The 10,995-nt window shown below is 58.7% G+C and carries 11 protein-coding genes and 1 pseudogene; 2 read left to right on the forward strand and 10 right to left on the reverse strand.

The features are described from left to right. Positions 1 to 130: 130 nt before the first annotated feature. The 9 genes and pseudogenes from HT737_RS16335 to HT737_RS16375 all read right to left on the reverse strand — a co-directional run bounded on the left by HT737_RS16335 (position 131) and on the right by HT737_RS16375 (position 7,932). Positions 131 to 439, reverse strand: a complete 309-nt coding sequence (locus HT737_RS16335) for a DUF2388 domain-containing protein (RefSeq protein WP_121182966.1) — start codon at positions 437 to 439, stop codon at positions 131 to 133. A gap of 107 nt (positions 440 to 546) precedes the next feature. Further along, positions 547 to 864 carry a DUF2388 domain-containing protein gene (locus HT737_RS16340; protein ID WP_007962831.1) on the reverse strand — a complete coding sequence of 106 codons (318 nt, stop codon included), beginning with the start codon at positions 862 to 864 and terminating at the stop codon, positions 547 to 549. A 133-nt stretch (positions 865 to 997) separates the two neighbouring features. Further along, entirely contained in the window at positions 998 to 1,207 is a 210-nt protein-coding gene (locus tag HT737_RS16345) for a DUF1127 domain-containing protein (RefSeq protein WP_047297494.1), read from the reverse strand. A 254-nt stretch (positions 1,208 to 1,461) separates the two neighbouring features. Beyond that, positions 1,462 to 1,677 (reverse strand): DUF1127 domain-containing protein, encoded by a 216-nt coding sequence (locus tag HT737_RS16350; protein WP_003220409.1) that lies wholly within the window; start codon positions 1,675 to 1,677, stop codon positions 1,462 to 1,464. Between the two features lie 320 nt (positions 1,678 to 1,997). Continuing rightward, the gene (locus HT737_RS16355) at positions 1,998 to 3,491 is read right to left on the reverse strand and encodes an acetyl-CoA hydrolase/transferase family protein (protein ID WP_182403277.1); all 1,494 of its coding nucleotides are present in this window, start codon (positions 3,489 to 3,491) and stop codon (positions 1,998 to 2,000) included. A gap of 214 nt (positions 3,492 to 3,705) precedes the next feature. Further along, complete coding sequence (locus tag HT737_RS16360) at positions 3,706 to 5,139, reverse strand: NAD(P)(+) transhydrogenase (Re/Si-specific) subunit beta (protein ID WP_182403279.1); 1,434 nt, start codon at positions 5,137 to 5,139, stop codon at positions 3,706 to 3,708. Then, positions 5,139 to 5,459: an NAD(P) transhydrogenase subunit alpha gene (locus HT737_RS16365; RefSeq protein WP_003220416.1), complete on the reverse strand. Its 321-nt coding sequence runs from the start codon at positions 5,457 to 5,459 to the stop codon at positions 5,139 to 5,141. Before HT737_RS16365 ends, HT737_RS16360 begins: the two co-directional genes overlap by 1 nt. A gap of 15 nt (positions 5,460 to 5,474) precedes the next feature. Next, positions 5,475 to 6,597 (reverse strand): annotated as a pseudogene (locus tag HT737_RS16370) (Re/Si-specific NAD(P)(+) transhydrogenase subunit alpha). Between the two features lie 435 nt (positions 6,598 to 7,032). Then, positions 7,033 to 7,932 carry a LysR family transcriptional regulator gene (locus tag HT737_RS16375; RefSeq protein ID WP_182403281.1) on the reverse strand — a complete coding sequence of 300 codons (900 nt, stop codon included), beginning with the start codon at positions 7,930 to 7,932 and terminating at the stop codon, positions 7,033 to 7,035. 157 nt (positions 7,933 to 8,089) lie between these two features. Here HT737_RS16375 and HT737_RS16380 point away from each other — a divergent pair, with 157 nt between their 5' ends. Both HT737_RS16380 and HT737_RS16385 read left to right on the forward strand, forming a co-directional pair. Then, positions 8,090 to 9,271, forward strand: coding sequence for an acyl-CoA dehydrogenase (locus HT737_RS16380; RefSeq protein ID WP_003220420.1), 1,182 nt, complete (start codon positions 8,090 to 8,092; stop codon positions 9,269 to 9,271). 13 nt (positions 9,272 to 9,284) lie between these two features. Continuing rightward, a complete protein-coding gene (locus HT737_RS16385) occupies positions 9,285 to 10,505 on the forward strand; it encodes a CaiB/BaiF CoA-transferase family protein (RefSeq protein ID WP_182403283.1) in 1,221 nt (406 codons plus the stop codon). 211 nt (positions 10,506 to 10,716) lie between these two features. Here the strand turns inward: HT737_RS16385 and HT737_RS31235 are convergent. Beyond that, a partial coding sequence (locus HT737_RS31235; RefSeq protein ID WP_220459415.1) for a hypothetical protein occupies positions 10,717 to 10,995 on the reverse strand: 279 nt, incomplete at its 5' end.

Consider the following 10,995-nt stretch of genomic DNA (forward strand, 5'->3'; position numbering starts at 1 on the left):
GTTACTGGTGGCTACCAGGGTGTGCGCCTGGGGCCACGTCGGCCAATACAAACAGGCCAAGGGCGGCAGCAATCAGCGGGCTACGCATGGAACGACTCCGGAGGGCAATGATGACTAGGGATCAGGATAACTATTGGACGAGAATTGCCTGTGCCAGTTCAAGGTCGCTGACATGAAGTTTTGGTCGGGATTTGCGCAGGTAATGCAGGGCGGATTCGAGCTGCGCGCCGCGCAATTCGCCGTCACTGGCAACAAACGCCGCCGCGTCATCGTGAGCGGCGATGATCAGTTTACGGTCGAATGGCGCGGAAGACACCATTCCGGTGGCCCATACCGTCACCACAGTATTTTGCGTGGAGACATCAAAGGCATCGACCGAGGTCGCCCAGAAGGTGCTGAACAAGGCACAGGGGATAAGCAGGTTGGTCAGAAAACGCATGGGACTCGATAACGGCTAGCGAATCTCAAGGCTAGCGTAATGCCCGGGCCAGAGCCAGTGGCGAAACATCGGGACACGACTGGCGTGTCCCGTCCGGCAACGTCTGATCAGATCGCCAGAATGGCTTGCGCCAGTTGGAAGTCGGTCGCGTTGAGTTGTGGTGCCTGGTGGCGGATCAGGTCCAGCGCGCTTTCCAGTTTCACGCCGCGGATCTGGCCTTCGCTGGCGACGAAGCTGGCTGCGTCGTCACGGGCGGCGATCACGACCTTGTTGTCACGCAGCGAAGAGCTGACATCGGACGTGGCGTCCGAGGAGGACTTCAGCGCGCCAACCACGGCGTCGGTGGTGACGATGAAGCTGGAGGCGCTGGCGTTGGCAGCCACGGCCAGCAAGGCGGCAGCGCTGAGCAGGCGAAGACGGGACATGGTGTATCTCCTGATAGTAAACCGTATTGAGAGGTGGCTTGTGTCTGAGACTCAGACGCGGGTTACAGAAGATTCGCCACGTTCTGGCATGGATATTAGGCCTGCGCGCAAGGTTCGGACAGTGGGCAGAATGCTAGCGCCAGAAGGGTTTCTCCAGCTCGTTGAGTCGATCGGCGTGGCTCAGACCCAGATCCGCGAGGTCGCGCTGCCCCAGTTGGGCCAACAGACGCCGCGTCCTGGCGCGCTCCAATCCCTGCCACAGGCTACGAACCAGGCGCCGCAGCAGGTGCGAGTGAACGAGGGGTTGAATCGACGCTGTCGAAACATCCTGTAAGTCTTTCATGGCATTTTCCTTAAGCCGAGGAGGGTTAAGGACAGGCTGCGCCCGATGCAATTTTGCCGACAGATACACCGATGAAGAATTGTACTGGTTCAGATTTTGATTATTTAGAACTGTACCTGTTGTTTGAACAACCTGCTGTATGGGCCTTTCGAACCCTGAAACGACAAGACCCGTCGCGGTTTCCCGCGACGGGTCTTGTGTGTTCAATTCGGGTTGCTGGCGGTGGGTCTAGCGACCAGAGCCAGCGACGCTACTTAGCGCCAGAACGGCTTGCTCAGCTCTTCGTAGCGTTGTGCTTCGCTGATACCGGCGTCAGCCAGCAGACGCGAATCCAGACGAGCCAGTTGGTGGCGGCTGGAGATGCGGCGCTGCCACAACATCAGGTTGGCGATAACGCGCAGAGGCAGGGAAGCCTGGGTTTTTGCAGCTTTGTCTTCGAAGAACAGTTCGGAACTGAGTGTACGTTCCATGGTTGACATCCTTCCGCTTGTGGCGGGATCAGGTAGTGGTTTAACTGGTGCCCATGATCCTCTCGTTTGCCTAGTCTCTCTAGATACAGTTCAACTGTATTGTGAGTGACCAGTTAACTGTTTATAGGTGGTGTATGGGTCAAAATTGAGCAAACTGTACCTGTCCGCACTTTTGTGGTGCGTTTCTGCTCAAATTGAGGGAGAGAGTAGGCAAAAGCCGTAGGAAACAACCAGTACAGCAGTACAGTTTTTGTCGAATAGGAAGGATAAAAAAACCGCTGACACAAACTGTGTTTGCATCAGCGGTTTGACTGTACGAATTACACCGCGAGCATGCGACCGGTTTCTTCTAGGTTCATGTGCCAGCTCAAGGCTTCGCGCAGGATGTGCGGGGTATGACCGCCGATGGCGCAGGCGGCGGTGAAGTAGTCATTCAGCGCCTTGCGGTAATCGGGGTGTACGCAGTTGTCGATAATCACTCGGGCACGTTCCCGCGGGGCCAGGCCGCGCAGGTCGGCCAGACCGATTTCGGTCACCAGGATGTCGACGTCATGCTCGGTGTGGTCGACGTGGCTGACCATCGGCACCACGCTGGAAATCGCCCCGCCCTTGGCGATCGACTTGGTCACAAACACCGCGAGGTGTGCGTTACGCGCGAAGTCTCCGGAACCACCGATGCCGTTCATCATCCGCGTGCCGCAGACGTGGGTGGAGTTGACGTTGCCGTAGATGTCGAACTCCAGCGCAGTGTTGATGCCGATGATGCCCAGACGACGCACCACTTCCGGATGGTTGGAGATCTCCTGCGGGCGCAGCACCAGTTTGTCCTTGTACTTCTCCAGATTGCCGAACACATCACTGTTGCGCCGCTCTGACAGAGTGATCGAGCTGCCCGAAGCGAAACTCAGCTTGCCGGCGTCGATCAGGTCGAAGGTCGAGTCCTGCAGTACTTCGGAATACATGGTCAGGTCATCGAACGGCGAATCGATCAGGCCACACATTACCGCGTTGGCAATGTTGCCGATCCCGGCCTGCAGCGGGCCAAGCTTGTTGGTCATGCGCCCGGCATCGACTTCCTGTTTGAAGAAGGTGATCAGGTGTTCGGCAATGGCGTTGGTGTCGACATCCGGGGTCGACACCGTGGACGGCGAATCTGCCTGCTGGGTGATGACGATGGCGACAATCTTTTCCGGCGGGATCGGGATTGCGGTGCTGCCGATGCGATCGTCGACTTTAACCAACGGGATCGGCGTGCGCGTTGGGCGGTAGGTCGGGATATAGATGTCATGCAGGCCTTCGAGGTTGGCGTTGTGCGCCAGATTGATCTCGACGATTACCTGTTTGGCAAAAATCGCGAAGCTTGCCGAGTTGCCCACCGAAGTGGTCGGCACGATGTGGCCCTGCTCGGTGATGGCCACGGCTTCGATTACCGCGATGTCTGGCAGCTTCAGTTGCTGGTTGCGCAGTTGCTCGACGGTTTCCGACAGGTGCTGGTCGATGAACATCACTTCGCCCGCGTTGATTGCCTTGCGCAAGGTGCTGTCGACCTGAAATGGCATGCGCCGCGACAGCACGCCGGCCTCGGTCAGCTGTTTGTCGAGGTCGTTGCCCAGGCTGGCGCCGGTCATCAGGCTGATCTTCAGCGGCGTGACCTTGGCTCGCTCGGCCAGTGCGTGAGGGACGGCTTTGGCTTCGCCGGCGCGGGTGAAGCCGCTCATGCCGACGGTCATGCCGTCTTCAATCAGAGCGGCTGCGTCGGCGGCGCTCATCACTTTATCCAACAACGAAGGCAGGCGAATACGGTCACGGTACATGGATTATTATCTCGGGAAGCGAGTAGCAGGATGCGCAGTCTAGTGAATTTCGCGGGCGCCTGTCCCGCTACCAAGGTCGCAAACGAGGCGTCTATTTAGCGGGTTTGAAGTAAAACACCGTTACCGGATCTGCAACAACGCGGCAAATTGTCCGACGTTTTGCGCAAACGAAAACGCCCCGACAAGTCGGGGCGTCCGGTGCTACTGCGGAGGATTACTCGACCGCTTTGACCATGTCCTCGATGACCTTCTTCGCGTCGCCGAACACCATCATGGTTTTGTCCAGGTAGAACAGTTCGTTGTCCAGACCGGCATAGCCGCTGGCCATCGAGCGCTTGTTGACGATGATGGTCTTGGCCTTGAACGCTTCGAGGATCGGCATGCCGGCAATCGGCGATTTCGGATCGTTCTTGGCGGCCGGGTTGACCACGTCGTTGGCGCCGAGCACCAGCACCACGTCGGCTTGGCCGAACTCGGAGTTGATGTCTTCCATCTCGAACACCTGGTCGTAAGGCACTTCGGCCTCGGCGAGCAGGACGTTCATGTGCCCGGGCATGCGACCGGCCACCGGGTGGATCGCGTACTTCACGGTCACGCCACGGTGGGTCAGCTTCTCGGTCAGTTCTTTCAACGCATGCTGCGCGCGGGCCACCGCCAGGCCGTAGCCCGGGACGATGATCACGGTGTCGGCGTTGGTCAGCAGGAAGGTCGCGTCATCCGCCGAACCGGATTTCACCGGACGGGCTTCTTTCGCACCGGCAGGTCCTGCGTCGGCCGTATTGCCGAAACCACCGAGCAGTACATTAAAGAAGGAACGGTTCATCGCCTTGCACATGATGTACGAGAGGATCGCACCGCTCGAACCCACCAGCGAGCCGGCAATGATCAGCATCGAGTTGTTCAGCGAGAAGCCGATACCCGCAGCCGCCCAGCCCGAATAGCTGTTGAGCATCGACACCACCACCGGCATGTCGGCACCGCCGATCGGGATGATGATCAGCACGCCCATCACGAACGCCAGCGCCAGCATCAGCGCGAACGCGGCGAGGTTACCGGTGAGCATGAAGGTCACGCCGAGCACCAGCGTCGCCAGGCCCAGAACCGCGTTCAGCTTGTGCTGACCGCTGAACTGTACCGGTGCACCCTGAAACAGGCGGAACTTGTACTTGCCCGACAGCTTGCCGAAGGCGATCACCGAACCGGAGAAGGTGATCGCACCGATCGCCGCACCGAGGAACAGCTCCAGACGGTTGCCCGCCGGGATCGAATCGCCCAGATGTTTCACGATGCCTAGCGATTGCGGCTCGACCACCGCAGCAATCGCGATGAACACTGCCGCCAGACCGATCATGCTGTGCATGAAGGCGACCAGCTCCGGCATCTTGGTCATTTCGACGCGCTTGGCCATGATCGAACCGGCAGTGCCGCCGATCAGCAGGCCGACGATCACATAGCCGATACCGGCAGTTGCAAGCTCGGCACCCAGCTTATAGATGAGGCCGACGGTGGTGAGAATGGCCAGCGCCATGCCGAGCATGCCGAACAGATTGCCGCGCCGCGAGGTGGTCGGGTGCGACAGGCCTTTGAGGGCCTGGATAAAGCAGATCGACGCGATCAGGTAGAGCGTCGTGACGAGATTCATGCTCATTACTTCGGCGCCTCTTCTTTTGCTTTCGGGGCTTTCTTCTTGAACATCTCAAGCATGCGGCGGGTGACCAGAAAGCCACCGAACACATTGACCGCCGCCAAAGCCACGGCGAGGGTGCCCATGGTCTTGCCCAGCGGCGTGACGGTCAGCGCAGCAGCGAGCATGGCGCCGACGATTACGATCGCCGAAATGGCGTTGGTCACCGCCATCAGTGGCGTGTGCAGCGCAGGTGTAACGTTCCAGACCACGTGATAACCGACATAAATCGCCAGCACGAAGATGATCAGGTTGTAGATACCGGGGGAGATAAGCTCTTCCATCGTCTGAATCCCTGCTTAGGCGTTTTTGCGGATGACTTGGCCGTCGCGGCACATCAGGCACGCGGCGACGATGTCGTCTTCGAGGTTGACGTCGAACTGGCCTTCTTTGGTGAACACCAGCTTGAGGAAGTCCAGCAGGTTGCGGGCGTACAGCGCCGAAGCATCTGCGGCGACTTCACCGGCGAGGTTGGTCGGGCCGACGATGGTCACGCCGTTCTCGACCACAACCTGATCGGCGACGGTCAGCGGGCAGTTGCCGCCCTGGGCTGCCGCGAGGTCGATGACCACCGAGCCCGGCTTCATCTGCGCCACGGTGTCTGCGCTTAACAGCGTCGGTGCCTTGCGGCCCGGGGATCAGGGCGGTGGTGATGACGATATCGGCCTGCTTGGCGCGCTCGTGCACAGCCTGAGCCTGACGCTGCATCCAGCTCGCCGGCATTGGTCGCGCGTAACCGCCGACACCGACCGCGCATTCGCGCTCTTCGTCAGTTTCGTAAGGGACGTCAACGAACTTGGCGCCGAGGGATTCGATCTGTTCCTTCACCGCCGGACGCACATCAGACGCTTCAATCACCGCGCCCAGACGTTTCGCCGTGGCAATCGCCTGCAGCCCGGCCACGCCGGCACCAAGAATCAGCACACGCGCCGCTTTCACGGTACCCGCAGCGGTCATCAGCATCGGCATGAAGCGCGGATAGTAGTGCGCGGCCAGCAACACAGCCTTGTAGCCGGCAATGTTCGCCTGCGACGACAACACATCGAGACTCTGCGCCCGAGACGTACGCGGCGCCGCCTCAAGGGCGAACGCAGTGATCCCGCACTCGGCCATTTTGGCAATGGTGTCGTTATTGAAGGGGTTGAGCATGCCCACCAGCACCGTACCGCGCTTGATCAGCGCCAGTTCGGCGTCGCTGGGGGCGACCACTTTGAGAATCAGCTCGGCGCCGAACGCATCGTTGGCACTGCCAATGGTTGCGCCCGCCGCTTCATAGGCACTGTCGACAACGCTGGCTTTAACGCCGGCGCCGGTTTGCACAGTGACCTTATGACCTTGGCTGATCAGCTTTTTAATGGTTTCCGGGGTTGCAGCAACCCGTGTTTCACCGGTCTGGGTTTCGAGAGGAACACCAATGTGCACGTCAAATCTCCTGCGTGATCTTATTGAGTAAACCCAGGCACTGCGGATGGTGCGACTGGGGCGGCCGATCAGCACGATCCCGCCAAATCAGGGCGGGGCGCGGCATTTTGCAGGCGAACTTTATGCCCTTCAAGGGATTATGACGGGTGACGGAAAATTAACTACAAGTCATCCCGTGACCGAATGTCGCAGATGGCCAGTTGAATCCCTTGCAGGCCGTGCCTTGCAAGGATTCTGGCTGAATCTGAAAAAAAATTCTCATCGGCGGCGTGAATAGGACGTAATGAGTCGCCAATAGAGGCTCAAAGCCACGTCAGCAGGCGCTTGTGGGACGTCTGTACGACTTTCGGATACAGTCTGCGATTTTGCGACAAATACTTATATCTGTAGGGCTTTGGATTTCCTGACTACCGAGTTAGTAATTGTTGTAAGCCTTTATCCTTCTAGGCTGTAGCTGTTTGCCTGATTGACCAGCCAATCGCGAAATGCCTTGAGTGACGCCGATTCGACCTTGCGCTCCGGAATCATCAGGTAATACGCCTTGATGCTGGAGAGTGCATCCGGGTTGGCGATCACCAATCGTTTCTCGGCCAGTTCGCGTTGAATCAGGAACGGCGGAATCAGTGCGATACCCATGTCGTGCATGGCCGCCTGGGCCAGCATGGAGAATAGCTCGTAGCGTGGGCCTGTCATGTCGCGGGGGATGTTCAGGTGCTGTGAGTTAAACCATTGGCGCCAGGCGTAAGGGCGAGTGGTTTGTTGCAGCAACGGCAGTTCGGCGATCTTGTCAGCCGTCAGATGCGTTCTATTGCCGAGTAGGGCAGGGCTGCACACCGGCATCGGATTTTCGCCCATCAGTCTGTGGGATTCGGTACCTGACCAATCGGCGTCGCCGAAGTAGATCGCCGCGTCGAAATCGGTATCGGCAAACAGGAACGGGCGGGTGCGGTTGGTCAGGTTAACTGTTACTTCCGGGTGCTTGAGCTGGAAATCCTTGAGCCGTGGCAGCAGCCATTGCGTGCCGAAAGTGGGCACTACCGCCAGTTCGATCACGTTGGTGCCCTGTTGACCCATGACCGAGAGCGTGTCGCGCTCGACGGCATCGAGTTGCGTGGCCACCCGACGGCTGTAGGACAGCCCCGCTTCTGTCAGCTTCACACCGCGTCGCGAGCGTCGGAACAGTTCCACACTGAGGAACTCCTCAAGGCTGGCAATCTGTCGGCAAATGGCGCCCTGGGTGAGTGAAAGTTCTTCGGCGGCCTTGGTAAAGCTTTCGTGGCGAGCGGCGGCTTCGAAGCTAATCAGGGCTGTGGTGCTGGGTATCTTCCTGCGCATGTACGTCAACCTCACTAATGCGCCGCATAAAAGGCATTCAGCGACGTTTCGGAGTGAGAAATTAGCACAACAGGATGCGAAATCCTCGTTTGCCGCGTTGGCGAAGCGGGCCTAGGATCAATGCCACGTTAATTCACCGATTTGCGAGGACACACTCATGGGCGGTAAAGCTAGCTTCAACTGGATCGATCCCTTGCTGCTGGATCAACAGCTCACCGAAGAGGAGCGCATGATCCGTGATACCGCCGCCCAGTTCGCTCAGCAGAGTCTGGCGCCACGCGTGCTTGAAGCTTTCCGCCATGAGAAAACCGATCCGGCGATCTTTCGCGAAATGGGCGAAGTCGGTCTGCTCGGCGCGACCATCCCTGAGCAATACGGTGGCAGCGGTCTGAACTACGTCAGCTACGGTCTGATTGCCCGTGAAGTGGAGCGCGTCGACTCCGGCTACCGTTCGATGATGAGCGTACAGTCCTCGCTGGTGATGGTGCCGATCAACGAATTCGGCACCGAAGCGCAGAAACAGAAATACCTGCCGAAACTGGCGTCCGGCGAATGGATCGGCTGCTTCGGTCTGACCGAACCCAACCACGGTTCCGATCCGGGTGCGATGATCACACGTGCGCGCAAAGTCGACGGCGGTTACAGCCTGACCGGCGCCAAGATGTGGATCACCAACAGCCCGATCGCCGACGTATTTGTAGTCTGGGCCAAAGACGATGCCGGCGACATCCGTGGCTTTGTCCTGGAGAAAGGCTGGAAGGGCCTGAGCGCACCGGCGATTCACGGCAAGGTTGGCCTGCGCGCATCGATCACCGGCGAAATTGTCATGGACAACGTTTTCGTACCGGAAGAGAACATCTTCCCCGACGTGCGTGGTCTGAAAGGTCCGTTCACTTGCCTCAACTCGGCGCGCTACGGCATCTCCTGGGGCGCGTTGGGCGCTGCCGAATTCTGCTGGCACACCGCTCGCCAGTACACCCTTGATCGTCAGCAGTTCGGTCGCCCATTGGCCGCGACTCAGCTGATCCAGAAGAAGCTGGCCGACATGCAGACCGAAATCACCTTGGCACTGCAAGGTTGCCTGCGTCTGGGGCGCATGAAAGATGAAGGCACTGCGGCGGTCGAAATCACCTCGATCATGAAGCGTAACTCCTGCGGCAAGTCGCTGGATATTGCCCGGATGGCCCGTGACATGTTGGGGGGCAACGGTATTTCCGACGAGTTCGGTGTGGCCCGTCACCTGGTCAACCTGGAAGTGGTGAATACCTATGAAGGTACTCACGACGTTCACGCGTTGATCCTGGGGCGCGCGCAAACCGGTCTGCAGGCGTTCTATTAACAGGAGAGCGACCATGGGCGCGCTGTCGCATCTGCGGGTACTGGATTTATCGCGCGTGCTGGCCGGGCCGTGGGCCGGGCAGATACTTGCCGACCTTGGCGCCGAGGTGATCAAGGTCGAGCGTCCGGGCAATGGCGATGACACGCGCGCCTGGGGGCCGCCCTTCCTCAAGGACGCTTGTGGGGAGAACACCAGCGAGGCGGCTTACTACTTGTCGGCCAACCGCAACAAGCAATCGGTGACGATCGACTTCACTCGGCCTGAAGGTCAACAGCTCGTGCGTGAGCTGGCGGCGAAGTCGGACATCTTGATCGAGAACTTCAAGGTCGGTGGGCTGGCCGCTTACGGTCTGGACTACGAGTCGCTGAAGGCGATCAATCCGGACCTGATCTATTGCTCGATCACCGGCTTCGGTCAAACCGGGCCGTATGCCAAGCGCGCCGGTTACGACTTCATGATCCAGGGGCTGGGCGGGCTGATGAGCCTGACCGGTCGCCCTGAAGGTGATGAAGGCGCCGGGCCGGTGAAGGTGGGGGTGGCGCTGACGGACATCCTTACAGGTCTGTATTCGACGGTGGCGATTCTGGCAGCGCTGGCTCATCGTGATCACGATGGCGGCGGGCAACACATCGATATGGCTTTGCTGGATGTGCAGGTCGCCTGCCTGGCCAATCAGGCGATGAATTACCTGACTACGGGCAATGCGCCCAAGCGTCTGGGCAATGCGCATCCGAACATCGTGCCTTATCAGGACTTCCCGACGGCTGATGGTGATTTCATTCTTACCGTTGGCAATGACGGCCAGTTCCGCAAGTTCGCCGAGGTGGCTGGGCAGCCGCAGTGGGCGGACGATCCGCGTTTCGCGACTAACAAGCTGCGGGTGGCTAACCGCGCGGTGTTGATTCCGCTGATTCGTCAGGCAACGGTATTCAAGACCACCGCCGAATGGGTGGCGCAGTTGGAGCAGGCGGGCGTGCCGTGTGGGCCGATCAATGATCTGTCCCAGGTGTTTGACGATCCGCAGGTGAAGGCACGTGGGTTGGCGATAGCGCTGCCGCACGCACTGGCAGGAATGGTCCCGCAGGTGGCGAGTCCGATCCGGCTGTCGCAAACGCCTGTCGAATACCGTCGCGCGCCTCCTTTATTGGGCGAGCATACGCTGGAGGTTCTGCAGCGGGTGTTGGGTATGGGCGCTGGCGCCGTGGAGTTGCTCAAGGCTGATGGGGTCCTTTGAAATACTCCTCTATATAGAGGGAGTGGTTTTTCCAACTTATATAGGCGCAGCTGTGTGTTTTTTAACCGGTCTGTAAGTTGTTGAAAGAAAACTGAAATTAACGGTTGACGGCAGATTCTGGAGGTCTATAATTCGCCCCACTTCCGGCGCAGTCGAAACGGAAAACTCCTTGAGATTCAACGAGTTAAGCAGTTTTCGACGGCGGATCGCTTCAGTTCATCGAAGCCTGGAAGGAGTTGAAAGAGCGGTGATGTTTGGCTCTTTTGACGGTTCGATCTTCTCGGTCGAAAGCGGTGAAAAAGAGGTGTTGACAGCAGCGTGTAACGCTGTAGAATTCGCCTCCCGCTAACGAGAGATCGGAAGCGCAAGTGGTTGAAGTTGTTGAAGAATTCTTCGAAAACTTCTGAAAATAATCACTTGACAGCAAATGAGGCTGCTGTAGAATGCGCGCCTCGGTTGAGACGAAAGATCTTAACCAACCGCTCTTTAA

Source organism: Pseudomonas sp. MD195_PC81_125 (genome assembly GCF_014060985.1).
Taxonomy (GTDB): domain Bacteria; phylum Pseudomonadota; class Gammaproteobacteria; order Pseudomonadales; family Pseudomonadaceae; genus Aquipseudomonas; species Aquipseudomonas parakoreensis.

Bases quoted from the DNA above. Each gene is read 5' to 3' on its own strand.
- HT737_RS16340 (WP_007962831.1), bottom strand. From the start codon at position 864: ATGTCCCGTCTTCGCCTGCTCAGCGCTGCCGCCTTGCTGGCCGTGGCT.
- HT737_RS16350 (WP_003220409.1), bottom strand. From the start codon at position 1,677: ATGGAACGTACACTCAGTTCCGAACTGTTCTTCGAAGACAAAGCTGCA.
- HT737_RS16360 (WP_182403279.1), bottom strand. From the start codon at position 5,139: ATGAGCATGAATCTCGTCACGACGCTCTACCTGATCGCGTCGATCTGC.
- HT737_RS16365 (WP_003220416.1), bottom strand. From the start codon at position 5,459: ATGGAAGAGCTTATCTCCCCCGGTATCTACAACCTGATCATCTTCGTG.
- HT737_RS16345 (WP_047297494.1), bottom strand. From the start codon at position 1,207: ATGAAAGACTTACAGGATGTTTCGACAGCGTCGATTCAACCCCTCGTT.
- HT737_RS16380 (WP_003220420.1), top strand. From the start codon at position 8,090: ATGGGCGGTAAAGCTAGCTTCAACTGGATCGATCCCTTGCTGCTGGAT.
- HT737_RS16355 (WP_182403277.1), bottom strand. From the start codon at position 3,491: ATGTACCGTGACCGTATTCGCCTGCCTTCGTTGTTGGATAAAGTGATG.
- HT737_RS16335 (WP_121182966.1), bottom strand. From the start codon at position 439: ATGCGTTTTCTGACCAACCTGCTTATCCCCTGTGCCTTGTTCAGCACC.
- HT737_RS16385 (WP_182403283.1), top strand. From the start codon at position 9,285: ATGGGCGCGCTGTCGCATCTGCGGGTACTGGATTTATCGCGCGTGCTG.
- HT737_RS16375 (WP_182403281.1), bottom strand. From the start codon at position 7,932: ATGCGCAGGAAGATACCCAGCACCACAGCCCTGATTAGCTTCGAAGCC.